Source organism: Paenibacillus illinoisensis NBRC 15959 (genome assembly GCF_004000925.1).
In the GTDB taxonomy this organism is placed as follows: domain Bacteria; phylum Bacillota; class Bacilli; order Paenibacillales; family Paenibacillaceae; genus Paenibacillus; species Paenibacillus illinoisensis.
In genome coordinates, this window is sequence record NZ_BIME01000012.1 from 173,585 (window position 1) to 198,483 (window position 24,899).

Genomic DNA, 24,899 nt, shown 5'->3' on the forward strand with positions numbered 1-24,899 from the left:
TATAATTTAAAGATATCCCATGCGGCGTAATGACGCAAAGCAGAGATGAGACTGGGAGCATAAAGGAGAGAACTCGCATGGAGAGTGCGTTGTTAGTTAAAGAATACCGTGCAGGCGTGATGGAATGCGCCCACTTTGGACACATAAGCATCACGAATGAAAACGGAGATGTCGTTTATTCGGCAGGCAATCCACATTTCAGAGCGTTTACCCGCTCATCTGCCAAGCCTTTTCAGGCTATTCCAGGCATTCGAGCAGGAATTGCAGCCCACTATGGGTTAACCTCCCAAGAAATCGCGATCATGGCATCTTCCCATCGTTCGGAGCCAGAGCATATTAAAGTGCTGGAGAAATTATCGGCCAAACTTGGATTGGGAGAAGAATGCCTGATTTGCGCGGCAAGTTATCCATTGAATGATGATAGCCGAAATCAATGGCTGCGCAATCAAGGAGAGAAGCGAAGAATACTGCATAATTGTTCGGGGAAACACCTTGGCATCCTGGGTTACAGTCAGATGAAAAACTTCGATCTGGACAGTTACGCGGAGCGGGAGCATCCGGTGCAGCGTGAAATTCTGAAAACGATGGCTGATATGGCTGGAATTGAGCAGAAGGAAATTGAACTCGGGACGGATGGCTGCGGCTTTCCGGTATTTTCGTTGCCTTTATCGGCGTTGTCGAATGCGTATCTGAAGCTGGCTTGCCCGGATTTAATTGAAGATGAACCGACTCGCTTGGCAGTGGAAACCATTACGTCTGCCATGAATGATCAGCCTCTTATGGTTGGCGGAACCGGACGGGTTGATTCGGTGCTTCTGGAAGACAGCAATATTGTTGCTAAAGGCGGCTTCAAGGGAGTATTCGGTTTTGCACTGAAAAAGGAAAGGCTCGGGATAACATTTAAAGTGCTCGACGGATCTGAAGATGAATGGGCATGGATTGCTAAATCAATCCTTGTACAGATTGGATATTCCAATCGGACAACTATTGAACGACTGGCTCAAGTGTTCCCTCCTGAAATCCGTAATGATGCCGGAAATATTGTGGGACATGCGGATTGTGAATTCGTGCTTCACTCACCTGAGGAAAGCGTATAACCATAAGCTAGGGGCGTGATTAGAATCCCCGGACCCCGGGTAAAGATGAGATACCAACAGGTATTCATCTAAGCATTCATATACACGCAAGACCTGCTGTCAGATGTAGATAGCAGCTCTAAACCCTTGGAGGTGGATGAACATGATTAAAGTAGTGACATCGGAAGAAAGGCACACGTCGGATCGAGGTTGGATACACAGTGAGTTCAGCTTTTCTTTTGCAGATTATGACGATCCAAGCAATGCGCATTTTGGTTGCCTGCTGGCTCATAATGACAACACGCTGATGCCGCAGGAAGGCTTTAAACGACATCCACATCATGACCTGGAAATTGTAAGTTACGTAATATCCGGTAGGCTCAAGCATACAGACAGTATGGGAACTGAACAGGTACTTGAGCCGGGAACGGTACAGGTGATGAGTGCAGGCACCGGTGTGGAACATTCCGAGACCAATCCGTCCGAGGATGAACCGGTACGTTTCCTGCAAATGTGGTTCCTGCCATCCCAGCGCATGCTGAAACCATCGTATACGAATCGGCAATTTGACCCGCAGGAACAGCTGAACCGACTGTGTCCCGTTGTATCCGGACAGGGAGGGGAAGGTGCCGAAGGCGCGCTTCCAATTGCACAGGATGTGACCTGTTATCTGACCCAATTGGAGTCCGGTAAAAAAATCATGTATCCACAGCATGAAGACAGACGCACTCATCTTTTTCTGATCAGTGGTCATGTGGATATCGCCTGTGCGGATGGGAATTTCAATCTGAAGCCAGGGGATGCTGCCCGTATTCGAAAAAGCTGTGATCTGCAGATTACGAGCACAGGAAGCGAAGTAGCGGAATTCGTACTGGTAGATTTGCCTTAACTTGCTTAAATGACAAGTCATACTAGCAAATGAGGATATCAAGTAAGCTAAAAGATAAAAAGGACCTGCCCTCCATTTGGTGGAGGCAGGCCCTTTTTATTTGTGTGAACGAAGATGGGCTGCTTTTAAGCTTTACGCAGGTTCCCCAGTTCGGAAGCAACAGCTTCCACTTCTGAAATACTGAGATGCTCCTTGCTCATCACCATCTCATACAGATCATGCAAATCCTCGTATTTATCGAGGGGGAATGCCGAAGCCTGCATAGCCGCACCGCTGGCCATACGCAGCTTGGTTTTGATCGCTTCAATCATATATTCCATGTTGGCCGCGTTCGGTTGTGTCAAATCCATCGTTATGTCCATCCCTTCCGTATCGGAAACTGTTGTCATTGTATCATGATTGGACAGGCACAGGCCAATGTTTTGCGGGAATCCCCCTGTATCGGATAAAATGTAAAAAAACAATACTCATTCACATTGCTTCTGTGTGTGTAAAGGAGGGAAAAAGATTGGCAGTATACAAGCGTGAGATGGTGCGCCACCAGAGTCGAGAAACGCCAAAAGGTGTACCTGGAGAAGACCTGGTTTTATTTTTCAAACACATTTATGAGCAGCATTCACCTGATGAAATAACATTTGTCTGCATTGGAACGGATCGTTCATCGGGAGATGCACTCGGGCCTTTGACAGGAAGTCTGCTGGAGGAGCACGGAGTGGGTCATGTTGTAGGAACGCTAGCAGCACCTTGCGATGCAGATACACTGGAGAAACGGATGTCTCAAATCCCGGCACATCATACCATTGTTGCTATTGATGCCTGTCTGGGTCCAAAACATGCCACAGGTACATATTATCTTTCCCATCATGCGTTGAATCCGGCACAATCCGTAGGGGGGAAGCTGCAGCCTGTTGGGCATTATAGTGTGGCAGCTGTAGTAAACGTCAATGGTCCCAGGCCCTATTCCATCCTGCAGATGACTTCGCTTCATCTCGTCATGAACATGTCCCGAACGATCGCTGACGCAGCGTTTGCGGCGAGGAAAATGAGATAAACGTTTCATTCATGTGATGAAAGCTTAATAATATACAACTTGAATGACAAGAAGTTGGTTATATACAATGAATATAATCAATTCAATTCGCGCAGAGAGAGGGATTCATATGGAAAAAGTGATATGTGATGGAACGACGATATGTTATGCCGAACAAGGCAAGGGAGAAGCACTTATTTTGCTTCACGGATACTGCGGCAGTTCATCCTATTGGGATGAAGTTGTGCCGGAGCTTGCACGTCATTATCGCTGCATCGTACCCGATCTGCGTGGACACGGTAAGACGGACGCCCCTATGGGAACATACACAATAGATCAAATGGGCAATGATGTTCTGCAATTAATGGATGAGCTGAATGTGGACAAGGCTGTCCTGCTTGGACACTCCATGGGAGGATATATCGCCCTTTCCATCGCTCAGCGCCATCCGGAACGACTAAAAGCCTTTGGTTTGATCCATTCTACCGCATATCCGGATAGCGAAGAGGGCAAGGAAAAGCGTCTTCGTGCAGTATCGGCTATTCAGACGGATGGTATTGTAAGCTTTGTGGATGGATTGGTTCCGGGATTGTTTGCTCCTGAACATGTGGAGCGGTTATCGGCAAAAGTATCACGTGTCAAGGAAATCGGGTACCAGACCGCACCTCAGGGTGCAGTTGGAGCCGCACTGGCTATGCGGGAACGTCCGGATCGCCGTGATGTTTTATCGGCTACACCGTTACCGGTTTTGCTGGTTGCAGGTGAAAAAGACCCTGTGATCCCGCCGGAACGCACGTTTACGAGCGATAAACCGCATATTGTACAAGCGGTCATTGCCGGAGCGGGCCACATGAGCATGTATGAAGCACCGGAACAGTTGATTCAGGTCATTAGTCAATTTATGAACGGTTTACCGAAGGCGTAAATCTCTGAAGTCTTTATTCTCAGCAAAGTTGATCATTCAGCATATATCGTTATCCTAAGAAACCCCTGAGCGTCTCTATAAAGACACGGGGGTTTCTTTTTGCATCCTGGAATCCAAGAGGATGTCCTTTTTGGCTTTTTGATAGGGCATGAATTAAACTAGCAATAATGGATGATGATCCGAATGAGCGAATGAGGGGGCATATTTGATGTTCAGAAAAGACTATCTGCTCCGCATGATGGAGGAAATGACCGAGGCGATTGGCAAAGCATTTACACTCAGACAACAGCGGAAACATACGGAGGCACTTTCAGAATTGGACGAGCTGCTTCGCAGGCAGTTTGGCATGAATTTGTCTTTGCTGAATTCTCTCCCCGCAGAGGATGTCATTGAAATGTTTCGTTTTCGCGGAGTCATTGAAGTGGACAATCTGCAGCAAGCCGCGCGGCTGATCGAAGAGGAAGGTTATATTTATGGAGAGAAGGCCAGAGTGGAAGGCATCGATGATCAAGAGAAACAGGATTCAGAGGATGAAGGACTTATCCGGTTAATGAAATCATTGCACTTTTATCTGTATGCCCTGAATCATGGTGCCAACCCGAAGCTGCTGGATGCACCGGAACGCGTGCAATCGATATTGGAACAAACGAAAGAATACGAACTTCCTGCCCGTACGGAGAAACAGCTTGCGCTGTATCAAGAACAACATGGGCGATATGATCTGGCCGAGAACAGCTGGTACCGCGTTCTGCGGGTAGGCGAGGGGCAGCTCGTGAATTATCGCGAAGATGTGAAGGCCTTTTATGAACGATTGAGCAAGCTTGAAGATGGGCAACTGGAACAGGGCGGCCTGCCACGTCAGGAAGTGGAGGAAGGTCTCGCTGAACTCATCCGCTAAGCGGAGAACAAAACAGGACACAAATGAATAAGGCTTGTTAGGTGTCTTCACTTGGAGCGGCACCGGAATTGTGGTATGGTTACGGTTGACCAAACCAAATCGAAAGTGAGATGTACCCCGTGGATTCATTGCGAAAGCTTATACAAGACATCTTTGAGCAGAATTCGCTGATTACAGCGACCTGGAGCCAGCTGCGCAGACGGGACAATGTCTCGTATACCAAAGTGCAAGTCAAGCCGGTAACGCTGAAGAATCAGCTGCATTATCAATTCGCATTTCATTATAACAACAAAGTGCTGCACGAGAATTTGACTCCGGCTGAAGCGATAGAACGCATGACTTTGCTGTGCGAAGAGACGTTTCGTCAAGGGCTCCTCTGTACGACAGAGGCAGATTATCAAATTTTGATCAGCAAAAAATATAAAGTATCCATTCTGACCAAATCTCCATCCAAGACGTCAGTGGATCTCTCGCATAACCGTAAGAAGCAATACGTGCTGGAAGAGGGAGTCCCTGTCTCGTTCCTGGTTGAACTGGGCATTATGAATGAAGAGGGGCGGGTATTGGCCCGTAAGTACGATAAATTCAGACAGATCAATCGATTTCTTGAAATGGTACAGGATGTCATTCCGTATCTGCCTGAGGGACGTCCGCTTACCATCGTTGATTTTGGCTGCGGCAAGTCCTATCTGACCTTTGCCTTGTATCACTACTTGTCGGTACAACAGCGCAGATCGCTGAAGATCATCGGTCTTGACCTGAAAGCGGATGTCATTGAACATTGCAACGCTCTTGCACAGAGGCTTCACTATGGTGATCTGAAGTTCCTGGTTGGTGATATTGCTGATTACGACGAGCTGAATGAAGTGGATATGGTCGTGACACTGCATGCCTGTGATACCGCTACAGATGCGGCACTAGAGAAAGCTGTTCGCTGGGGCGCTTCAGTCATACTGTCCGTACCGTGCTGTCAGCATGAGCTGTTTGACCAGATTGAATCTCCGGTAATGAATCCGTTATTGTCCCATGGTATTCTGAAGGAACGCTTCTCCGCACTGGCAACAGATGCCATTCGTGCGAAGCTTCTGGATCTGATGGGTTACAAAACGCAACTGCTGGAATTCATTGATATGGAGCATACACCCAAAAATATTCTGATTCGTGCTGTGCGTGGACAGGCGGGTCAAACGGCTGATATGTGGAAGGAATACACAGAGTTCCGTGATTTCATACATGCGGATCCGTACTTGGAACGGGCTTGTGCAGACCTGCTGCCAGGTGGCGCCAATCCGATTGAAACAGCAGAAGGCGATGTAACGGAAAATAATACAGATCGTTCAAACGGGAAATCGACAACCAGCCCAGACTCTTGTGACCACTGCTAAATTTCGCAAAGCGCTAACCATAGTTGGCTGATGGTCTGCCATGTCCAGGAATGGACATACTGGTATGAGGGTCCCGTTATGGAAACGAATAAACGATTGTGCTTTATATGAATGAAAAGGATGACGGCGAGACATAAGACAGGAGACCCTATGAGGGTCTTCTGTCTTTTTTTGTATGTCATGCGTGCTGATTGCGAATGAAATGCAGCATGGGAGATTTGCACTGTTTGTTCCATAAAAGAAGTTGGGAAGGAGGTAGGCAATTGCAGCAGGGAAACAGCGATCACATGGTTGAGCATCAGAAGGGTAAGAATCGAGCGGAAATAAAGACGAATGTATGTAGCGCTGTGCCAATATCCGTTACGGATGCAGGAGACCTGAACTTGAGTTGCGAGTTTAAACAAGCGAAGACGAAGACATTTGGGTTGGATACATCGGCATTAACGATAATATTGGGCGTGATGGGTACGATCATGTTGTTGGCTGCATGTCTGGGTCGGGGGCTATATTTTCCTTTCGATGTGTACGGGGTCATTTTGTTCTCTTCGGCGAGCCTTCTCACGGGAGCGATCATGCTCCTTCTTTTACGTATATTGCGGAGTAAGAAAAATAACGTACTGAAAAATCGCTTAAGTTACGATATACACAGTAATGAAGAAATGAAAATAAGATATTGGCATATGAATCTTAATGGCTGGATCATCTGGCCCATCATTATGATGGTTTGTTATGGCCTGCATGCCTGTTTGGGTTCTGTAAGCACACAGGGCAGCATGGATGAAATGCTGCGGTGGAGTTTGCTGGCTATCTTTGCCCTGCTCGCAGGGATGCTGGCCTCGTGTGCTCACGGTGTGCGATGGTTCGCCGTTGGATGGCAGGCTGTAGGGAGCCTGCTTGTGTTCAGCGGCCTGCTTGCGGTGTGCGGCGTGCTGCCGCTGCCTTTCGCGGTCATGCGAACCGCCGACCCCGAGATCAGCTCCGCCGGTGCGAGGCTCGGCGGACTGCTGCAGTACCCCAATGCGTACGGCGCCGTTGTAGGCATGTACGCATTGGAGCGGCTGGCTGCAGTCGCGCGTGCCATGGCCCGTCCCGTGACGGCCTGGCGCCTTATCGCTGCCGCGCTGCCGCTTATGCCCGCGCAAGCCGCGCTCCTGCTGAGCGAGTCGCGCGGCGCCTGGCTGGCGACAGGCATCGCCGCCGCCAGCGCCTTCGCCTGGCAGCGGCGCGGAGACCGCCTGCTGCTGCTGCTGGCCATGGCCGCGCCCCTGGCTAGCGCGGCCTGGCTGTACCGCCAGCTGGCTGCTGCCCAGCTGGCGCCTGCACCTGTGCCCGGCCTGCTGGCCCTGGCCGGGGCATGGGCAGCTGCGCTGCTCGGCACGCTGCTGCTGTGCCGCCTGTGGCACAGCGGCGCCAGGGCGCGCGCCGCTGCCTTGACGGCCATGGCACTGGCGGTTACCACCGCCGCCATGCTGGCCGTGGCCTCCACCGCCGAACGACTCGCGGCAGGTGTCGGCACCGGGCTGTCCCGCCTCCGTATGTGGCGGGACGCCCTGGAGCTCTGGTCCGGGGCCGCATGGCTTGGCCACGGGGGAGATACATGGCGCAGCATGTTTCGCGCCATCCAATCCTCGCCGTATGTCGGAGGCGAGGTCCACAACGGCCTGATCGACATTGCCCTTGATACAGGCCTGATCGGCCTAATAATGATCGGTGCCTGGTTTGCTTTTACCATTCGTAATACCGTGAAATACGCAGCACACTTAATGCCCTCCGTGCTTGTTTTTGTTTTGCATGGGATTATGGATTTTGACTGGAGCTTCACATTGGTCTGGATGCTGTTTATCTGGCTGGGAGCTTGGTCATACGCATATAAAAATGAACAGCGTATAGCCACTACGGACGAGCATGCTGTAATCCAGGCGAGAGAGGTACCAGCCGTTTTTACGAACGAACGCTCAGTACAACCATCGCTTCTGTCCAAAGGGCTTTCATATCAGGTTATGCCAACAATGCGGACAATACCATGGTTGCCTGCCCTGGCCATCCTGATTTGGCTTGGGGGGACCGTCTGGCTGGCGGGGCGTAATGCCGTGGCGGAAGTAGAGTATCGTTTGGCTGAATCTGCGCCGCAAGAATTAATTCAGCATAGGGCAGAATTGACGGCTGCATTTCACGCAAATCCATACCGACCGGAGATTGCCATCTCTCTTTCACGTACTCTTACAGCCAATGATGCAGAGAAACTGCTGAGGAGCAGCTTGTCCCACTCCCCGGCAGAGCCGCGGCTCTACCAGGAGCTGGGGAAACTAGCAGCCCAAGCAGGGCAGGGAGTGCAGGCTGGCAAGTACTTTGAACAAGCAGTTGCATTGAATCGGTATGATACCCATTTTCAGTCCGCAGCTTTGTACTGGATGATTCATGCATCACGTCAGGAATGGGCTGCCGGTTACACGAACCGAGCCAGGCAGACTGCCGCTGCAGGGGTGCGAATGTATGAGCATTACGAACAGTTGAGTGCCACAGTGGCTGCAGGAAAGGCACGTAATGATCGCCAGTTTACCTTAGATGACGATGCTGCCATTTACATCACTCATTTACGTATTCTTGCATCAACTGCCGTTCCTCAGGAATGGACCAGACAGACCAACAAACCACCTGGGTAACGCCTGCTTCTTGCTTCTCTTAAACATGAATTATGGCGGGTCTGCTCAAGGAACATTTCCTTGTTCTGTGCATGCTTCTTCCTGTAGGAAATGCTCTGAATCCTCTGTATCTACAGACGATATCCGCCAAATGCCTGCTGAAATGCAGCCTGAAGGGGTTCAATGTCCACATTCCATAGAGAGGCTATATCTGCACTGACGTCATTGTTCCACCACTCGCATAATTTCTTTCGATTGTCTCGGTTTTCACCGATCCAGAGCAGATTGGCAATTACTTTTCCATAATAGAGTTCTTCCGCCTGTTTCATCTGATCGGGAGAAATGTAGACTTTCAGCCGTTTTGCTGTCCGGTACAGCTCCTTACTGCAAGCTCTGCGAATCCCTCTCGCGGAAGGTAACTTCTGGCTAGGGTTGCTATGTTTGACCGGGGGAGTACCGGGTGTTGATTTGGGTGACATCTTCTCACGCTCCTCTCCCGATACCATATGCGAAGGATGACTTGCAGGACACTAACCCGGGTCGATCAAGTAGCAACAAACTGCAGCCCTGTGCTAAAATAGGGACGAACATCCATGGTGCTGCGGAGCACCGCCAATCAGGATGAAGAAAGAGGGTCGAGATGGACGTTATTCATAACATTGTCGGTCAATTGTTCGACTGGATTCAGAGCCTTGGATACTTTGGAATTATGCTGGGATTAATGCTCGAGGTCATCCCCAGTGAAATTGTACTGGCATATGGAGGATTTCTCGTTTCACAGGGCAATATCAATTTCTTTGGTGCTATGATATTCGGTACCGTGGGCGGTGTAGCAGCCCAGCTCTTTATTTACTGGATTGGCCGTTATGGCGGCAGACCTGTGCTGGAACGTTACGGGAAATACATACTGATCCAGAAAAAACACATCGACCATTCCGAGGAGTGGTTTCGCAAGTATGGAACAGGTGTCATTTTCACGGCGCGTTTTGTTCCGGTTGTGCGTCATGCCATCTCGATTCCTGCAGGCATATCTAAAATGCATACAGGAAGATTCATTCTGCTGACAACACTTGCTGTTATACCTTGGACTGCATTGTTTATATATTTAGGGATGGTACTCGGAGACCAATGGGAACATATTAACGAAAAAGCAGCACCTTACATTATGCCGATTCTGCTCGTTGCACTCGCACTTATGATTATTTATGTACTTATTAAATGGATGAATGTTCGAAAAAAGAGAGGAAGTGTCTAGTTATGGGTAAACCAAACTTGTCTCACAAATTCGGTAAGGGTCTGCCGCCGAAGGAATTCATTGAGAGCATGACCAAAAACCAAAGCGAATTTCAAAAGAACTATGACAGCTTCACATGGCCAAGCGAAGAGGATCGCGAGTTTTTCGAGAGCTTGAACCACCGCGATGATCTGCGTGTTTTGATTTTGGCTGCTGACTGGTGTGGGGATGTTGTTCGCAACATACCTGTGGTATTCCAGGCGCTGGAGATCTCGGGCATTCCAACCGAAGTTTTGATTATGGAAAATCATCCTGAAGTGATGGATGAATTCCTTACGATGGGCGGCCGTTCCGTACCTATCGTTATTTTTGCCGATACAGGCGGGCATGTGCTGGGCCAATGGGGACCACGCCCTCAGCATGTACAGGAAGTCATGGTTGAATTTAAACGCGAGAACCCAGATCGTGATGCAGCTGATTATCAGGAGAAGATGGCTGTAGTACGTCAGGAAATCGGTAAACGCTATGGGGAAGGAACGGAGTCGCATGCAGTCATTATTCGTGAGCTGCGTGAACTGATTTCGGGTTACTAATCCAAGATGCTTAACATTCGTACATTTACACTCGGTCCGCTCCAGACGAATGCATATCTGCTGCAAGGGGAAGATCCGGGGAAAGCCGTTATCATTGATCCGGGCATGAACCCGGGTCCGCTGCTCAAAGCCATTCAAGACCTGGAAATTGAAGCGATTTTACTGACACATGCTCATTTTGATCATATGGGCGGTGTGGACGAAATTCGCAAATTGAAGGGCTGTCCAGTCTATTTGCATGATCTGGAGAGTGACTGGCTCACCTCTCCCAAACTGAATGGATCGTTGAACTGGCCGCAGGCTTCACCGCCTCTTTCGACAGATCCTGCAGAATATGCGATGGATGAAGGACAGACCCTCCAGTTTGTTGGGCATACTTTTAAGGTATATCATACACCTGGACATTCCCCAGGCAGCGTAAGCCTGCTGTGTGGTAATGATTTGTTTGCAGGAGACGTTCTGTTCCGTATGGGCGTAGGGAGAACGGATCTGACGGGTGGACGGGAACGAGACTTGATCGATTCGATTCAAAACAAGCTGTATACCTTTGCTGATGAAGTGAAGGTATACCCAGGTCATGGTCCTAAGACAACCATCGGTTATGAGAAGCAGAATAATCCTTACGTTTCTGCAAGATGATCGACATTTAAGTGAAGAAAGTCTGGACAAGTGACAATTTTTTCATTAGAATAGCAATTAGTTGTTACAAGCGTTAAGGCATCATCTAACTAAAGCTTTAAATAGCAGTACCCTAACTTGCGAAGCACGCAGACTGTGGTCTATACCCGGTTTGCGTTCTTTTTTTATTTTCAGCAATATTGGCAAGGGACGAGTCATCCAGATACAACTTACATAAGAAAAGTCATTGTAATGCAGACAGTTTTGGATTTGAATAGCAAGTAATTGGAACGGGACCTTAGAACGTAGTATTTAATTGGTGAAGCATGAGGAACAAGAGAGCGGGGAGAAGAAGTGGAGAAAAAGCGCGTTATACCTTTTGAACGCCGTGCCAAGTATTCAGCAATGGAAGAGACTCGCCGGGTGATGATGGATACGGGCAAGCTTGAATTAGCAACGAATCGTCCTCAACTACATAGCTACAGAAGCAAGGCAATGCATGAACCTTTGGAACAGCAGCAAAATATATGGAGAAGTCGAGTTTTGAGCAGCGGAGCCCGCAACCAGCCGTGGTTCGACAAGCTGCAGGAATACCGGAATGAAGTCTGATTGCCCGGGAAATTGTCGGCTTCAGATTTTTTTGTAATTCATTTGAACGTTTATGCAGAGACTGTCGTATTAACACAAGAATGAATGGGAAGCAGAGGTGAAGAACCAGATGGAAGCAGCCGAACTGGAAGAGGTCCGCAGGGCAGCAGCAGGAGATGATGCTGCGCTGGCGGCGCTGCTTCAACGTCATTATGCTTTCGTGTACAAATACTTGGTCAAGGTTACGATGGATCCAAACGCTGCTGAAGAAACCGTTCAGGATACGATGATTCGATGTATGGAAAACATTGATCGTTATGACGGTTCGTCTGCCTTTTCATCCTGGATGATTACCATTGCTACACGCATCTATATTGACAAGACAAGGCGTAAGAAAAGAGAAAATGGCTGGTTGGATATGATCCGTAGTGAAGCCGTCAGACGATTCCGATGGCAGTTTGAGAGCCGGAATGAAGAATGGACGGACGTTATGGATGCCATGACCAGATTAACGCCGGAACACCGTGTTGCTGTACTGTTGAAGCACTATTATGGCTATGGTTATGATGAGATTGGAGAAATGCTCGGTATTCCAGCCGGAACGGCGAAATCACGAACGGCCTATGGCCTTCGTCAATTGAGAAAGGAGTTGGGATAAGCATGAGCAGGACGGATGAACAAGATGAGCAAGAGCTCCTTGAACGACTGCAGCAGCAGATGAAAGTGCTGGATGACGCGTATGAGCCAGTGAGTGTACCTTCATTGGCCTCGCTGGAAGTGCAGGTCAGAGAACGAAGACGAATCAAACGCCGTAAGAATCTGATCGAGATGATTTTGTTCTGGGTGATCGGGCTGATGGTCATTGCTTCTGGGGCGCTGCTGTTCCTGTCTGCTCCAGCTCTTTATGTGGGTATCCAGGCTGTTGGTGTAGCAGCAGCAGTGACAGCAGCAATCATATGGGCGGGCAAACATCGGAAGGAGGAGGCTTCTCATGAATAATATGCATTATTCGTTAAATGAGATTTCTCCCATCTGGATGATATTGATCGCAATCCTATTGTTCGTGCAAGGGACATGGATTTTTCAGGATGCTCGTAAACGTGGGCGTTTCCCCTGGTTATGGGGATTATGGGGGATCACCGGATTCCCGACACCACTCATTGTATATTGGTTCGTAGTTATTCGATCAGGTCGCAGACGGTCCTAGCCTATATAATGGACGAATGATAATTTGGTGATTAAAAAAGATTTTGCACAAATATGTTGCTTAATTCTAGTAATCGTAGACATCGTTATTCTTTTCTAGTAGACTATACAAATAAATATGAAAGATAGACTACCAGGAGGTTAGACGATGCTGCGATTAGGAGAAAAGGTTGTCATCGTCGCGGATGCGTTTGAGCAGAATCTTCCTGTGGGGGAATATGGTTACATCATCGCTTATGACCGGAATCCGGACAATGCGTTCGATTACGTGCTTCGAGTGCCGCAGGTGAACCGGAACTTTTTTGTTCCATCCGGCGACGTCGATCTGGAAGAGGTTCTGCTGAAGCAGGAAGCTGAGCGGGTCGAGCGAGAAGCGTTGATAGATTACGCCCTTGCGACACACAACGAGAAACTGTTTCATCATCTGATGAACGGAGATATTCAAGCTGTGGAAGAGGAAGAGGAAACCGCGAACGATGTTATGTCACAGGCGGATTTTATAAAGCAGGTTAATCTGCGTGCATGGATTTAAGATCTAGAGAGTCGGCTGATGCCGGCTCTTTTTTGATATTTGCATGAGCTCCGTGGATTGGGGTTATTTTGCTTATTAGACAAGTCAGGTCATTTGCATTGAATTGTCGAACCATCTCCCCTATAATGAAAAAAGTTATCTTGGGACTTTAGCCCGTTAAACGAGCGATTCGTTTCAGGCAGTTTCGGGAAGTTGAACGAAATGAAGGAGGCATCCGGAAATGAGTATTTCGAATAATGACGTTCAGCATGTGGCCAAGCTGGCCCGGCTCAATTTGACTTCTGAAGAAGAACAGACACTTACAGGACAGCTGAACGCAATTTTAAAATATGCAGAGAAGCTGAATGAGCTGGATACAGAGAACATTGAGCCAACGACTCACGTTCTGCATGTCAGCAATGTGATGCGTGAGGATGAAACGAAGGAAAGCCTGCCAATCGAGCAGGTAATGCGCAATGCACCGGAAGAAGAAGACGGGCAGTTTAAAGTGCCTGCTGTAATGGAATAACGGATAACCGGAAGGAGGACGAAATACCGTGAGTTTATTTGAACAATCGTTGCCTGAGTTACATAACAAGCTGCACGCCAAGGAATTGTCGGTCAGCGACCTGGTGGACCAAGCATATCAGAACATTAGTGCACGTGAAGACAAAGTTAAGGCATATCTTGCGCTGGATGAGGAACAGGCTCGTTCCCGTGCGCGTCAGCTGGATGACCGGCTCGTCAGTGGCGAGGAGAAAGGTTTGCTCTTTGGATTACCGGTAGGTATTAAGGATAATATCGTTACGAACGGACTGCGCACGACATGCGGCAGCCAGTTTTTGCGCAACTTCGACCCGGTGTATGATGCAACGGTTGTCGAAAAGCTGAGAGCTGCAGATACGGTGACGATCGGTAAACTGAACATGGATGAATTCGCCATGGGCGGTTCGAATGAAAATTCAAGTTTCTATCCTGTGCGCAACCCATGGGCGCTGGATCGTGTTCCAGGTGGCTCCAGTGGTGGTTCTGCGGCCGCAGTAGCTGCAGGCGAAGCGTACTTCACGCTCGGATCAGACACGGGTGGTTCCATTAGACAGCCTGCTTCGTATTGCGGCGTTGTCGGCATGAAGCCGACTTATGGACTCGTTTCGCGTTTTGGATTGGTTGCATTTGCATCCTCTTTGGATCAGATTGGACCTCTGACGAAAAATGTTGAAGATTCTGCTTATGTGCTGCAAGCAATCGCCGGTTATGATGCCAAAGATTCGACATCTGCAAAAGTGGAGATCCCGGACTACTTGAGCGGACTGACAGGTGATGTCAAAGGTCTGCGCATTGCCGTACCGAAGGAGTACATTGGAGAAGGTGTTGATCCGCAAGTTAAAGAGACCATTCTCTCTGCCTTGAAAGTGCTTGAGGGACTCGGTGCCACTTGGGAAGAGGTATCCCTTCCGCATACCGAATATGCGGTGGCTACGTATTATTTGCTCGCTTCTTCTGAGGCTTCTTCCAATCTGGCCCGGTTTGACGGCGTGCGTTATGGCGTACGTGCAGATAACCCGGACAACCTGCTTGATCTGTATCACCAATCCCGCAGCCAAGGCTTTGGTCCGGAAGTGAAGCGTCGTATCATGCTTGGGACGTATGCGCTGAGCTCGGGTTACTATGATGCCTACTACCTGAAAGCTCAAAAAGTACGTACATTGATCAAACAGGATTTCGATGACGTATTTGCCAAATATGATGTCATTATTGGACCAACTGCGCCTACAACCGCATTTAAACTGGGTTCCCAGGTGGATGATCCACTCACCATGTATCTCAATGACATCCTGACCATTCCGGTCAGTCTGGCAGGCGTACCTGCAGTGAGCATCCCATGCGGCTTCTCGGATGGATTGCCTGTTGGCATGCAGATTATTGGTAAAGCCTTTGATGAAACGACTGTACTGCGCGTTGCGCATGCGTTTGAACAAAATACAGAATTCCACAAGCAGCGTCCGCAGCTGTAGACTGCCCGGAACGGAGGAATATTGAAATGTCTGCATCTAAATATGAAACGGTCATTGGACTTGAGGTCCATGTGGAGTTGCATACCAACTCCAAAATCTTTTGCGGCTGTTCTACGGCCTTTGGAGCACCACCAAACACCCATACTTGTCCCGTCTGTCTCGGACATCCGGGCGTATTGCCTGTACTGAACCGTCAGGCTGTGGATTATGCCATGAAAGCAGCGATGGCCCTCAACTGTACCATTGCTGATGTCAGCAAATTCGATCGTAAAAACTATTTTTATCCGGATTCACCAAAAGCCTACCAGATCTCACAATTCGATCAACCGATTGGTGAGAATGGGTGGATTGATATTGAAGTAAACGGAGAAACGAAACGAATCGGGATTACCCGTCTTCATCTGGAAGAAGATGCAGGTAAGCTTACTCACGTTGATGGCGGCTATGCTTCATTGGTTGACTTCAACCGGGTGGGTACACCTCTCGTGGAGATTGTATCCGAACCGGAAATTTCTTCGCCGGAGGAAGCCCGTGCTTATCTGGAAAAATTGCGTGCGATCATGCAGTACTGCGATGTGTCGGATGTGAAAATGGAAGAAGGTTCCCTGCGTTGTGACGCCAACATCAGTTTGCGTCCGCATGGGCAGGAGAAGCTGGGAACAAGAGCAGAACTGAAAAACATGAACTCTTTCCGTGGCGTTCAGCGCGGTTTGGAATATGAACAGTTCCGTCAGGCTGAAATTTTGGATGACGGCGGCGAAGTGGTTCAGGAGACGCGTCGCTGGGATGAAGCGCAAGGGAAAACGCTGACCATGCGTGGCAAAGAGCAAGCGCACGACTATCGCTACTTCCCGGATCCGGATCTGGTGAAGCTGCAAATCGATGCAGCCTGGAAGGAGCGAATCAAAGCTTCGATTCCGGAGCTCCCTGACGAGCGCAAAGCACGTTATACTGCTGATTACGGATTGCCTAATTATGATGCTGAGGTGATTACCTCATCCAAAGCGGTTGCTGATCTTTTTGAAGACAGCCTGAAATATACGCAGGATGCCAAAGCCGTATCCAACTGGATTATGGGCGACCTGCTTGGTTATCTGAACAACAGCAACCTGGAATTGTCTCAGGTGCCTCTGACGGGTCAGGGACTGGGTGAGATGATCGGATTGCTGGAGAAAGGCACGATTAGCAGCAAAATCGCCAAAACCGTCTTTAAGGAAATGCTGGAGAGCGGCAAGCTTCCACAGCAGATCGTTGAGGAAAAAGGTCTTGTGCAAATCAGTGACGAAGGTGCCATTCTTGCCATTGTAGAGCAGGTTGTCGCGAACAACCCTCAATCCGTGGAAGATTACAAGGCAGGCAAACAGAAAGCGATCGGCTTCCTGGTAGGACAGGTTATGAAAGAAAGTAAAGGCAAGGCTAATCCGGGTCTGGTTAATCAACTGCTTGCAGATGTACTGAACCGCTAATCCATCCGGTAAGGCCGGACAGAAAGAGGCTCGTCCCTGTGACAGCCTCTTTTCTTATTTTTATAAGGCAAACAAATGTGGTAAATAATCATGTACAGGTGTAATCGAATTCAGTTGCGTACGAAGGAGAGGAGGGCGAGAATGAAGATTCAATTACTGTCACTGAATGATCTGGAGACCACAGGACAGCTATGGCGGCTTCAGCATGTAGCCTATCGATTGGAAGCGGAGATGATTGGTTTTCAGGAAATTCCGCCTTTGATGGATACGATCGAATCTCTGCAAAGCTGCGGGGAGACCTTTTACGGCTGCCTGGATGATGAAGAAGAACTCCTGGGTGCTGTTGCAGTGGCGGAGGAAGAGAAGGACACATTGACGATCACACGTATGATGGTGCACCCTGAGCATTTTCGCAAAGGAATTGCAGCCGCATTAATGAGGCATGTATTCGAGCAGTACCCAGATCTTCCGCGGTATATCGTATCAACAGGTACATTGAACCAACCGGCTGTCAATTTATATACCAAATTCGGTTTTATACCGGTAGAGGTTACGCCGATTGCACCAGGTGTGGAATTAACGACATTTCATAAGAATAAACATTAATTATGTGAATTTTTTGAAGGAGGAATACCAGTTTTGGGCAATCCTTGGTTTATCGATGAGTGGCACATTTTATTGCGATTATTACTAGCCATGCTGCTTGGAGGACTTGTAGGTCTGGAGCGTGAACGTTCCAATCATGCTGCTGGTCTGCGTACCCACATTCTGGTCTGTCTCGGGTCTGCACTGATCATGATGTTGTCTGTTTATGGTTTTAAGGATTTTGCCAATGAATTAAATGTGCGGATTGATCCGGCTCGTCTGGCAACAGCGGTTATTACGGGTGTCGGCTTCCTGGGAGCGGGTACGATCCTGTTTACCGGGAAGTCCATTACAGGACTTACCACCGCGGCTTCGATCTGGGTTGTAGCCGCCATTGGACTGGCAGCAGGCGCGGGATTCTTTTTTGCCTCCATCGTATCTACGGTTCTGGTGCTGCTCAATCTGTGGGTGTTCAACAAGCTGGAGCTAAGGTATATACGAGGAAACAAGCTGCATGTCGTCACCCTGCATACGTTGTCTGAACCCGGCTTCCTGGAGCAGGTGTCTTCATTCATGGAGCAGGAGAAGATTAAAATACGCAAAATTACAGTCAATGAGCAGGATCTGGCTTTTGCCGAGGTCATTTCGGTTGAACGAAAGATTGAGATTGTACTCCACGTACATGTACCACATGAACTTAATACAGTGCAGCTGGTAACTAAGCTAAGGCAGTGGGAGCATGTGACCAAAGTATCCATAGAATAAATCGTGAAACCCTCCCTAGGCCTGTTGTGCCGGAGGGTTTTTAATCATATCCATATTTCTTCCAGTTACTCTCTGTGCTCTTTAGGGTACTATCTAACCAAATGCATGAAGAGCGGGTATGCTATTTCATAAGAAAGGAGCATGTCATGAAAAGAAATCATCCGTCCGGAAAAAGGAGACAAACGGCCAAAACCAGGCCGCTCCGAAATCGGACACATAAATTTATTGCTGGATTGCTCAGTGCGATCATTCCTGGCCTGGGTCATATTTATTTGCGGCTGTATATGAGAGGTCTGACGTTTATGCTGCTTGTATTACTCGACCTGTCAGCGCTTTTGTATTTTTCATCTATTGGCATACAGATTAATGTGCCCCTTTTAATTTTGCTCGCTTTGTTCATTCCGGTGATCTACTTTTACAATGTATTCGATGTACTGCAATCTGCGGATTGGGTCATGATGCGGAGGCGCAGAGCTGCAACTCATGGAAATACGGACAAGCCTCTAATGAACGAGCGGGCTGTTGGTGAGGCCTTTATGGCATGGGAGCGAGGCATTTCGTTTGGATTGCTGCTTATTGTTGGTGGCGGGTTGATGGTGCTCTTCTTCCGCAAACCTCGCTGGTTTCAGGAAATGCTCGCTCTGTATGGTGGATATGTTTTTGCCGGTGTACTCATTATTATAGGGCTGATCCTGTTCGGCCGTGAGATTTGGGTCATGCTGCGCAAGAAAAAAGGTTAGATTAAGAGAATTGAGGAGGGAAAATAATGAACCGTAAAGTCCGGGTCGGTCGCTATACGGCTGCCGCCTTAATCGTAGCGGTCGGTGTGCTGTTGATTTTGGATAAACGGTGGGGAACTGACTACGTATATGAAATGGTCGACTGGTGGCCACTGCTGGTTATCGCATTGGGTGTGGAATACATACTGTTGTTCCTGTGGACGCGCAGCAAGAAAAGGTCATCAGCTGATGAGCTGCAGGATGAGAAAGTGAAGATGCGCTTCAGACCGGATGCCAAGGGCATCTTGGCTTCCCTTGTGCTAACGGCTGCGGTATTTATTGTGACAGAACAGGACCACTATATGCACTTGTGGAACAGGGTAAGCCTTAATCTGGGAGCAGCCTCCATGGACTATAGTCAGGCAGCAGGGTACATGCAGGACAAGGGTACGATCCGCGTGCCTGTTGGTATGGATACTTCCGATCTTGTCGTGCAGGGGGTTAATGGAGATATCTCGGTACAGCGCGGAGATACGGAAGAGATAGAGGTGCGCACTGTAGTATGGGTAGATAAGACATCCGAGGTAGAGGCAAAAGCTGTTGCAGATGCATCGTTTGTTGAAACGGACGGCACCAAGGTTATTCATATTACCGCAACGGGCAAAACTTATGGAGATAACGATAAAACACAGCCTCGCATGAATATGACGATTACGATCCCGGATGACCGGCGTTTCAATCTGGATATTCGCACATCCAATGGAGCCATATTATTAAATCGGCCGGAGGCAATTAGTACTATTGTGGCTGAAACGGGGAACGGACGTATCCGGATTACGAATGCGGTAGGTGACATTACGGGCAAAACGTTAAATGGCGATGTGATTGTGGCCAATGCGATGGGGAATGTTGATCTGGATAGCAACCGTGGAGATATGAAGGCCCGCGGAGTTTCAGGAGATATAGATCTGACCACACAGGTGGGGAGCATTAGCATCACGGATTCAATTGGTGAATTTACCGCTGAAACACGGAACGGAAATATTACGCTGGATGGCGCAAATCTCGCTATCAGGGCTCAGTCTCTGAATGGAAGCATCAGCATCGTTTCTTCCAAAATAGGCGGAGATTGGGATGTATACAGTGCCGTTGGTGCAATAAGCATTTTATTGCCTCATCAAGGAGATTACAGTTTGAGCGGTTCCAGCAGTTACGGTGATCTGAAGACTGACCTGCCATTTACAGTGCAAAATAAAACCATTGAAGGCCAGCTTGGTGAAGGGGAATACACGGTTAAAATTGAAGGGAACAGCGACCTTACCATTAATCGCAACCCGGATGTGCCTTCGGCTGATACGAATAGTTCAAATTTGGAAGACTTGGATGGCGATTTGGAGCAGAGCGAAGATAACGGGGAGAATTCCCAGGATAGTACCTCTGAAGTTCCGTAACTGCCGCGTTGACAATAAACTTACAATCGCCGTACAATAAAATAATAAAAGGCAAGGTAACATGGAAGGAAAGATTAAACGTCCTGTTCTTTGTCAAGAATCAACTCTGATGGATAAGATGATAATGGATCTTGTTTTTTCAGGAGAATGAAAGGTAAGGCGGTGGGTTTTATGGCAACACGTGTCCAACATGCGTTGGAGCATCTGAAGACGACCGGTGTCCGTATTACACCCCAGCGCCATGCCATATTGAATTATCTGATGGAATCCATGGGGCATCCGACTGCCGATGAAATTTACCGTGCGCTTGAACCCCAATTTCCCAGTATGAGCGTGGCGACTGTATATAACAATCTGAAGATGTTTCTGGAGGCCGGCATGGTTCGGGAATTGACATACGGAGATAACTCCAGCCGCTTCGATGCCAATGTGACGGATCATTACCATGTCATTTGTGATAAATGCGGTAAAATTGAAGACTTCAGTTATCCTTCGCTCAAAAGCGTTGAGCTCCAGGCGGAATCAAGTACCGGATTTGAAGTCCACGGACACCGATTGGAAGTTTATGGTGTTTGTAAAAGTTGCAGGGATTAAGAGAGATGAATTACAATATTAACGTGCAGAATTCAGTTTGGATTCTACACGTTTTTTGTTTTTTTAGTCAAAGATTACATGCATGATTTTCACGCGGCAATGATATCTTCATGATTCAGCATGATTAACGGAGGTAGGCGTTTGAGTAGAAAAAGCAGATATACAAGGCAGAAGAAGAGGCGTTCGTTCTGGCCTGGCTTTTTGGGAGCTTGTCTTATTGCAGGCGGTGCTTACTGGTTTATAACGAATGTCTGGCTGAACCAGGTTCACGAGGACCCCGATTGGATCGGAATGAATCAGCCTGTTTTTGTGGATGGTCAATTGATGGATGGTGAAGCTTCTGGAACTGGGGAGGAGCTTAAACTGCCGGTGAACGTGCTACAGGAGGCGATTGATCCTGGCATACGTTACGAAGCCGACACAGGCGATATCATTATTGCGACTCCGCAGCGTGTGCTTCATATGAAGGAAGGCAGCACCAAGGCCGAGCTCAATCATAAGGACTACCCAATGTCAGTTGAGCCTGAGGTCATCGGAGGAGAGGCATACATCCCTCTTAAACCCTTAAAGGAAGTTTACGGGATTGCCGTACAGGAAGATACATCTACGGGTGCAGTTATATTGATGCGTGGAGGAGACAGCATTCAATATGCGGAGATTGATACCTTGTCATCCAAAGCGGATAAGACCATTCCTTTGTACAAACGTGGAGGAGAGTCTTCCCCGATTATTGCGGATATGGAACAGAACGCCCGGGTACGGGTATGGCAGACAGGTGATGAGCAGAGTTTTGTTCAGCTCGATAACGGCTATGCCGGTTATGTGGATAATAAGTATGTTTCCCTTACAGAGAAAAAGGAGCTGGACAAGCCTGAATTCACTCTGACGGCTGCCGAGAAGAAGTGGCAGAATAAAACGGTAAATCTAGTGTGGGAGGCGGTATACAACCGTCAGCCTGACGTCAGTTCCATAGGTAAGATGCCGGGTGTGAATGTGGTCAGTCCAACGTGGTTCCATATTACGGACGGCCAGGGCAATGTGAAGAGCAAAGCCGATAAAGCGTATGTTAACTGGGCTCACCGTTCCGGTATGGAAGTATGGGGACTGATGGATAACAGTTTCGACCCGGATATTACAAAAGAGGCCGTAGCCTCATACGAGACCCGTACGCATATCATCGAACAGATGCTGGAATACGCGCAGACCTACCAATTGGATGGCATCAATATTGATTTCGAGAACGTATATACCGATGATGGACCCAATATTACTCAATTTGTTCGTGAGATTAAAGCGATGGCACGCATCCACGGACTCATGCTCTCCATTGATGTAACTCCAAAATCCAATAGTGAAATGTGGTCTGCTTTTCTGGATCGACGTTCACTCGGTTCCTTTGTCGATTACATGATGGTTATGGCGTACGACGAGCACTGGGCTGCCAGTCCAAAGGCCGGTTCCGTTGCTTCGCTGCCTTGGACAGAGGCCTCTATGAGAAAAATTCTTGAAGAAGATGAAGTGCCTTCTAACAAATTGATTATGTCTGTTCCGCTGTATACGCGAATCTGGACAGAGGAAGCAGACGAACAGGGAGAGATTAAAGTATCTTCCAAAGCGGTCGGAATGGATACTGTTGCTGATTTGATCAAAGAGAAGAAACTCAAACCAGTGTTGGACTCTCAAAGTGGACAGAATTATGTGGAATTTACTGAGGATGGGGCGACCAAGAAAATCTGGATAGAAGATGCCGTTTCTTTACAGGCCCGTGTAGAACTCATTGAATCACTCAAACTGGGTGGTGTAGCTGCCTGGAATCGCAGTTTTGCTAACGCATCAGCATGGAAGACGTTGCAACAGGTAAGTCGTTAGAGATAAACGGTTACTGAACTTATCTTTTTTATATGATTCGAATTCATTCATTGTTTGAAAAAAACGCAAAAAAGGCTCGGTCTAGATACCGGGCCTTTTTTGTTGTTTACTCGTTGATCTTAGATGTGAAGTGAATGAGCGATACTAGCCTTTTGGACTAATACGCTGATCCGTATCAGAAATAGATGGAGAAGGCGCTTTCAGATGAGGACGGTTTGTGTTCGCTTGATTAGGATCCAGAGTGAGGATGGTATGGCAGAACATACAACGATCCGTTTTGCCGAGCATTTTGGTCATTTTACCGCATTCAGGGCAATCCACTTGAACAGCGCTTGTAGACAACATTCCAGCCCAGAAGTAGATGGCCAGACTAGCCATCATGGCAACGAGTCCGATGACAAGTCCCACGGCTGCAAACACTTTGCCTGCATGTCCCCAAAACACGATTCCGGCAGTTCCCAGTACCATTAGCCCCATGCCTAGCATGGTGAGTAACAATCCCCAAGTGCGAAAAGCATTAATTTTAGCTGATTTAAAAATCATGAAAAATGCTCCTATCGTATGAGTAGTATTGGACCTGGAAAAGAAGGAAACTTTAGTCTGCATGTAGAATTACATTATAACTGACTTGGCGTTTAACTGCCATGAAATGTATGGAGGGAATCGTGGAATTAATGAACCTAGCTTTTTTATCCGGACAGTCGGAAGAGTCGGGGGCAGTTGGGGCTATCGCTTATTCCCATCCGGGTGAGCGATTCCACGGCTCCCTGATTCAGGATTTCGAATTGCTTGTTCTCATTGTCTGTGATACGGATCAAAGTATGTCGGACGTTGGTCATTACCGTTATGGGGACTTGCGCTATCAAATCATCTATGCGGGGCGTAATCAACTGCAGAGCAGTGTAATTACGGGTGATAATAACAATCTCATGCAATGCTTGATTGAGGGCGAGATCATATGGGAATCAGAAGGCGCCTTGAGTGCCCTGAGGGAAGAGCTATCCGCCTTTGGATTGGAGATGCGGGAACAAAAGCTGCTGCATGAATTCGCAAGCTTTCTGAGAATGTATGTGGAGGCCAAGCGGCACATTCAGGAAGGACACGTAGTTGATGCTTATTACAGTGTTTTGGAGGCTTTGGGTAACTGGGCCAGGATTGTATTGATAGAACATGGAGTATACCCTGACCATGCTGTTTGGACACATGTGCAGAGTATGGATCGGGCACTTTGGAAGCTCTATCAGGAGCTTACCGTAAGCTCGGAGACGTTGGAACAGCGGGTGGAACTTGTTCTTCTTGCCTGTGAATTTTCGGTCATGTCCAAAATGGGTGATTGCTCGGAATTGCTTCTGCGGGTAATTAGAAGCCGAAAAGAAGCATGGAGCGTGGACGAACTGGTCCATCATCCTCAATTAAGATTTGTAGGAGAAGATCTCCCTTTAATTCTACGCAAACTAGTTCTTCGTTCTATTGTAAAGGAATCGGCCGGCTGGCCATCCTTAATAGGAGGCGAAGGGCGGGAGATACGGTATTGGATTGAAGCCTGAACAAAGCCGTATAGTTCAATGATTTGGTTTGGCAAAAGGAGGGGAAACCTTCCTTTTTTGTTTGTAATAAAAATTAATTAAAACAGGTTGACTCGTACTTATGGATTGTGATACATTATATTTCGTTCCCCAAACGGGCTTTTTGAAAAAAGACTTATGAGGGACAAGTTGAGAACTTAATGATTTGAAAAAAAAGAATCAAAAAAAGTTCTTGACGAAAAGACACTGAATGTGATACATTATTTAAGTCGCCGCCGAAAACGCGGTTGGCAAAAAGAAGAATCACAAACAAC

General features: G+C 48.0%; 28 protein-coding genes. 25 read left to right on the plus strand and 3 right to left on the minus strand.

Annotation, left to right across the window (positions count from 1 at the left end):
- The first annotated feature begins 77 nt into the window (after positions 1 to 77).
- Positions 78 to 1,097, plus strand: a complete 1,020-nt coding sequence (locus PIL01S_RS24465) for an asparaginase (protein ID WP_127539882.1) — start codon at positions 78 to 80, stop codon at positions 1,095 to 1,097.
- A 142-nt stretch (positions 1,098 to 1,239) separates the two neighbouring features.
- Complete coding sequence (locus PIL01S_RS24470) at positions 1,240 to 1,965, plus strand: pirin family protein (protein ID WP_127539884.1); 726 nt, start codon at positions 1,240 to 1,242, stop codon at positions 1,963 to 1,965.
- Positions 1,966 to 2,090: 125 nt separating this feature from the next.
- On the opposite strand, the gene PIL01S_RS24475 is transcribed toward PIL01S_RS24470, so the two are convergent.
- Positions 2,091 to 2,315, minus strand: coding sequence for a DUF1128 domain-containing protein (locus PIL01S_RS24475; protein ID WP_095292560.1), 225 nt, complete (start codon positions 2,313 to 2,315; stop codon positions 2,091 to 2,093).
- Positions 2,316 to 2,473: 158 nt separating this feature from the next.
- On the opposite strand from PIL01S_RS24475, the gene yyaC reads away from it, so the two are divergent.
- From yyaC to PIL01S_RS24500, 5 genes are all read left to right on the plus strand, one after another.
- Positions 2,474 to 3,016 (plus strand): spore protease YyaC, encoded by a 543-nt coding sequence (gene yyaC / locus PIL01S_RS24480; RefSeq protein WP_246058546.1) that lies wholly within the window; start codon positions 2,474 to 2,476, stop codon positions 3,014 to 3,016.
- Between the two features lie 109 nt (positions 3,017 to 3,125).
- Positions 3,126 to 3,920, plus strand: a complete 795-nt coding sequence (locus PIL01S_RS24485) for an alpha/beta fold hydrolase (RefSeq protein WP_127539886.1) — start codon at positions 3,126 to 3,128, stop codon at positions 3,918 to 3,920.
- Between the two features lie 208 nt (positions 3,921 to 4,128).
- Complete coding sequence (locus PIL01S_RS24490) at positions 4,129 to 4,818, plus strand: DUF6483 family protein (protein WP_127539888.1); 690 nt, start codon at positions 4,129 to 4,131, stop codon at positions 4,816 to 4,818.
- 110 nt (positions 4,819 to 4,928) lie between these two features.
- Positions 4,929 to 6,203, plus strand: a complete 1,275-nt coding sequence (locus tag PIL01S_RS24495; RefSeq protein ID WP_246058547.1) for a class I SAM-dependent methyltransferase — start codon at positions 4,929 to 4,931, stop codon at positions 6,201 to 6,203.
- A 209-nt stretch (positions 6,204 to 6,412) separates the two neighbouring features.
- Positions 6,413 to 8,866 carry an O-antigen ligase family protein gene (locus PIL01S_RS24500; protein ID WP_164764336.1) on the plus strand — a complete coding sequence of 818 codons (2,454 nt, stop codon included), beginning with the start codon at positions 6,413 to 6,415 and terminating at the stop codon, positions 8,864 to 8,866.
- Positions 8,867 to 8,976: 110 nt separating this feature from the next.
- Here PIL01S_RS24500 and PIL01S_RS24505 read toward each other — a convergent pair whose 3' ends face one another.
- A complete protein-coding gene (locus PIL01S_RS24505; protein WP_095292492.1) occupies positions 8,977 to 9,324 on the minus strand; it encodes a dehydrogenase in 348 nt (115 codons plus the stop codon).
- 161 nt (positions 9,325 to 9,485) lie between these two features.
- Between PIL01S_RS24505 and uptA the strand changes: the two genes are divergently transcribed.
- From uptA to PIL01S_RS24590, 17 genes are all read left to right on the plus strand, one after another.
- Positions 9,486 to 10,100: an undecaprenyl phosphate transporter UptA gene (gene uptA, locus PIL01S_RS24510; RefSeq protein ID WP_127539892.1), complete on the plus strand. Its 615-nt coding sequence runs from the start codon at positions 9,486 to 9,488 to the stop codon at positions 10,098 to 10,100.
- 2 nt (positions 10,101 to 10,102) lie between these two features.
- Positions 10,103 to 10,672: a thioredoxin family protein gene (locus tag PIL01S_RS24515; protein ID WP_095292497.1), complete on the plus strand. Its 570-nt coding sequence runs from the start codon at positions 10,103 to 10,105 to the stop codon at positions 10,670 to 10,672.
- A gap of 6 nt (positions 10,673 to 10,678) precedes the next feature.
- Positions 10,679 to 11,311, plus strand: coding sequence for an MBL fold metallo-hydrolase (locus PIL01S_RS24520; RefSeq protein ID WP_127539894.1), 633 nt, complete (start codon positions 10,679 to 10,681; stop codon positions 11,309 to 11,311).
- A gap of 333 nt (positions 11,312 to 11,644) precedes the next feature.
- On the plus strand, positions 11,645 to 11,899 hold the full coding sequence (locus tag PIL01S_RS24525; RefSeq protein WP_127539896.1) for a hypothetical protein: 255 nt from the start codon (positions 11,645 to 11,647) through the stop codon (positions 11,897 to 11,899).
- A 109-nt stretch (positions 11,900 to 12,008) separates the two neighbouring features.
- The gene (gene sigY, locus PIL01S_RS24530) at positions 12,009 to 12,536 is read left to right on the plus strand and encodes an RNA polymerase sigma factor SigY (protein WP_127539898.1); all 528 of its coding nucleotides are present in this window, start codon (positions 12,009 to 12,011) and stop codon (positions 12,534 to 12,536) included.
- Positions 12,537 to 12,538: 2 nt separating this feature from the next.
- On the plus strand, positions 12,539 to 12,877 hold the full coding sequence (locus tag PIL01S_RS24535) for a DUF5345 family protein (protein WP_127539900.1): 339 nt from the start codon (positions 12,539 to 12,541) through the stop codon (positions 12,875 to 12,877).
- Entirely contained in the window at positions 12,870 to 13,085 is a 216-nt protein-coding gene (locus tag PIL01S_RS24540; protein ID WP_227779943.1) for a hypothetical protein, read from the plus strand. The genes PIL01S_RS24535 and PIL01S_RS24540 overlap by 8 nt, the downstream gene beginning before the upstream one ends.
- Positions 13,086 to 13,232: 147 nt before the next feature.
- Positions 13,233 to 13,616: an ATPase gene (locus tag PIL01S_RS24545; protein WP_095292512.1), complete on the plus strand. Its 384-nt coding sequence runs from the start codon at positions 13,233 to 13,235 to the stop codon at positions 13,614 to 13,616.
- Between the two features lie 220 nt (positions 13,617 to 13,836).
- Complete coding sequence (gatC, locus tag PIL01S_RS24550; RefSeq protein ID WP_095292515.1) at positions 13,837 to 14,124, plus strand: Asp-tRNA(Asn)/Glu-tRNA(Gln) amidotransferase subunit GatC; 288 nt, start codon at positions 13,837 to 13,839, stop codon at positions 14,122 to 14,124.
- 28 nt (positions 14,125 to 14,152) lie between these two features.
- Positions 14,153 to 15,610: an Asp-tRNA(Asn)/Glu-tRNA(Gln) amidotransferase subunit GatA gene (gene gatA / locus PIL01S_RS24555; RefSeq protein WP_095292518.1), complete on the plus strand. Its 1,458-nt coding sequence runs from the start codon at positions 14,153 to 14,155 to the stop codon at positions 15,608 to 15,610.
- A 26-nt stretch (positions 15,611 to 15,636) separates the two neighbouring features.
- Positions 15,637 to 17,076 (plus strand): Asp-tRNA(Asn)/Glu-tRNA(Gln) amidotransferase subunit GatB, encoded by a 1,440-nt coding sequence (gene gatB, locus PIL01S_RS24560; RefSeq protein WP_127539902.1) that lies wholly within the window; start codon positions 15,637 to 15,639, stop codon positions 17,074 to 17,076.
- A 141-nt stretch (positions 17,077 to 17,217) separates the two neighbouring features.
- Positions 17,218 to 17,682 carry a GNAT family N-acetyltransferase gene (locus PIL01S_RS24565; protein ID WP_095292524.1) on the plus strand — a complete coding sequence of 155 codons (465 nt, stop codon included), beginning with the start codon at positions 17,218 to 17,220 and terminating at the stop codon, positions 17,680 to 17,682.
- Between the two features lie 33 nt (positions 17,683 to 17,715).
- Complete coding sequence (locus PIL01S_RS24570; RefSeq protein ID WP_127539905.1) at positions 17,716 to 18,426, plus strand: MgtC/SapB family protein; 711 nt, start codon at positions 17,716 to 17,718, stop codon at positions 18,424 to 18,426.
- A gap of 146 nt (positions 18,427 to 18,572) precedes the next feature.
- Entirely contained in the window at positions 18,573 to 19,166 is a 594-nt protein-coding gene (locus tag PIL01S_RS24575) for a hypothetical protein (RefSeq protein WP_127539907.1), read from the plus strand.
- A 26-nt stretch (positions 19,167 to 19,192) separates the two neighbouring features.
- Positions 19,193 to 20,596, plus strand: a complete 1,404-nt coding sequence (locus tag PIL01S_RS24580) for a DUF4097 family beta strand repeat-containing protein (RefSeq protein WP_127539909.1) — start codon at positions 19,193 to 19,195, stop codon at positions 20,594 to 20,596.
- 171 nt (positions 20,597 to 20,767) lie between these two features.
- The gene (gene perR / locus PIL01S_RS24585) at positions 20,768 to 21,190 is read left to right on the plus strand and encodes a peroxide-responsive transcriptional repressor PerR (RefSeq protein WP_024631328.1); all 423 of its coding nucleotides are present in this window, start codon (positions 20,768 to 20,770) and stop codon (positions 21,188 to 21,190) included.
- Positions 21,191 to 21,310: 120 nt separating this feature from the next.
- Complete coding sequence (locus PIL01S_RS24590) at positions 21,311 to 23,059, plus strand: glycosyl hydrolase family 18 protein (RefSeq protein ID WP_164764337.1); 1,749 nt, start codon at positions 21,311 to 21,313, stop codon at positions 23,057 to 23,059.
- Positions 23,060 to 23,203: 144 nt separating this feature from the next.
- Here PIL01S_RS24590 and PIL01S_RS24595 read toward each other — a convergent pair whose 3' ends face one another.
- A complete protein-coding gene (locus PIL01S_RS24595) occupies positions 23,204 to 23,602 on the minus strand; it encodes a DUF2614 family zinc ribbon-containing protein (RefSeq protein WP_127539914.1) in 399 nt (132 codons plus the stop codon).
- Positions 23,603 to 23,733: 131 nt separating this feature from the next.
- On the opposite strand from PIL01S_RS24595, the gene PIL01S_RS24600 reads away from it, so the two are divergent.
- Positions 23,734 to 24,606, plus strand: coding sequence for a nucleotidyltransferase-like protein (locus tag PIL01S_RS24600; RefSeq protein ID WP_246058551.1), 873 nt, complete (start codon positions 23,734 to 23,736; stop codon positions 24,604 to 24,606).
- The last annotated feature ends 293 nt before the right edge of the window (positions 24,607 to 24,899 follow it).

Coding starts and splice junctions, on each gene's coding strand:
- PIL01S_RS24590 (WP_164764337.1), top strand. CDS start 21,311: ATGATTAACGGAGGTAGGCGTTTGAGTAGAAAAAGCAGATATACAAGG.
- PIL01S_RS24490 (WP_127539888.1), top strand. CDS start 4,129: ATGTTCAGAAAAGACTATCTGCTCCGCATGATGGAGGAAATGACCGAG.
- gatB (WP_127539902.1), top strand. CDS start 15,637: ATGTCTGCATCTAAATATGAAACGGTCATTGGACTTGAGGTCCATGTG.
- PIL01S_RS24520 (WP_127539894.1), top strand. CDS start 10,679: ATGCTTAACATTCGTACATTTACACTCGGTCCGCTCCAGACGAATGCA.
- perR (WP_024631328.1), top strand. CDS start 20,768: ATGGCAACACGTGTCCAACATGCGTTGGAGCATCTGAAGACGACCGGT.
- PIL01S_RS24580 (WP_127539909.1), top strand. CDS start 19,193: ATGAACCGTAAAGTCCGGGTCGGTCGCTATACGGCTGCCGCCTTAATC.
- PIL01S_RS24595 (WP_127539914.1), bottom strand. CDS start 23,602: ATGATTTTTAAATCAGCTAAAATTAATGCTTTTCGCACTTGGGGATTG.
- PIL01S_RS24500 (WP_164764336.1), top strand. CDS start 6,413: ATGGGAGATTTGCACTGTTTGTTCCATAAAAGAAGTTGGGAAGGAGGT.
- PIL01S_RS24545 (WP_095292512.1), top strand. CDS start 13,233: ATGCTGCGATTAGGAGAAAAGGTTGTCATCGTCGCGGATGCGTTTGAG.
- PIL01S_RS24565 (WP_095292524.1), top strand. CDS start 17,218: ATGAAGATTCAATTACTGTCACTGAATGATCTGGAGACCACAGGACAG.
- PIL01S_RS24495 (WP_246058547.1), top strand. CDS start 4,929: ATGTACCCCGTGGATTCATTGCGAAAGCTTATACAAGACATCTTTGAG.
- PIL01S_RS24465 (WP_127539882.1), top strand. CDS start 78: ATGGAGAGTGCGTTGTTAGTTAAAGAATACCGTGCAGGCGTGATGGAA.
- PIL01S_RS24535 (WP_127539900.1), top strand. CDS start 12,539: ATGAGCAGGACGGATGAACAAGATGAGCAAGAGCTCCTTGAACGACTG.
- PIL01S_RS24485 (WP_127539886.1), top strand. CDS start 3,126: ATGGAAAAAGTGATATGTGATGGAACGACGATATGTTATGCCGAACAA.
- PIL01S_RS24475 (WP_095292560.1), bottom strand. CDS start 2,315: ATGGATTTGACACAACCGAACGCGGCCAACATGGAATATATGATTGAA.
- sigY (WP_127539898.1), top strand. CDS start 12,009: ATGGAAGCAGCCGAACTGGAAGAGGTCCGCAGGGCAGCAGCAGGAGAT.
- PIL01S_RS24515 (WP_095292497.1), top strand. CDS start 10,103: ATGGGTAAACCAAACTTGTCTCACAAATTCGGTAAGGGTCTGCCGCCG.
- uptA (WP_127539892.1), top strand. CDS start 9,486: ATGGACGTTATTCATAACATTGTCGGTCAATTGTTCGACTGGATTCAG.
- PIL01S_RS24540 (WP_227779943.1), top strand. CDS start 12,870: ATGAATAATATGCATTATTCGTTAAATGAGATTTCTCCCATCTGGATG.
- PIL01S_RS24470 (WP_127539884.1), top strand. CDS start 1,240: ATGATTAAAGTAGTGACATCGGAAGAAAGGCACACGTCGGATCGAGGT.
- PIL01S_RS24575 (WP_127539907.1), top strand. CDS start 18,573: ATGAAAAGAAATCATCCGTCCGGAAAAAGGAGACAAACGGCCAAAACC.
- PIL01S_RS24600 (WP_246058551.1), top strand. CDS start 23,734: ATGAACCTAGCTTTTTTATCCGGACAGTCGGAAGAGTCGGGGGCAGTT.
- PIL01S_RS24505 (WP_095292492.1), bottom strand. CDS start 9,324: ATGTCACCCAAATCAACACCCGGTACTCCCCCGGTCAAACATAGCAAC.
- gatC (WP_095292515.1), top strand. CDS start 13,837: ATGAGTATTTCGAATAATGACGTTCAGCATGTGGCCAAGCTGGCCCGG.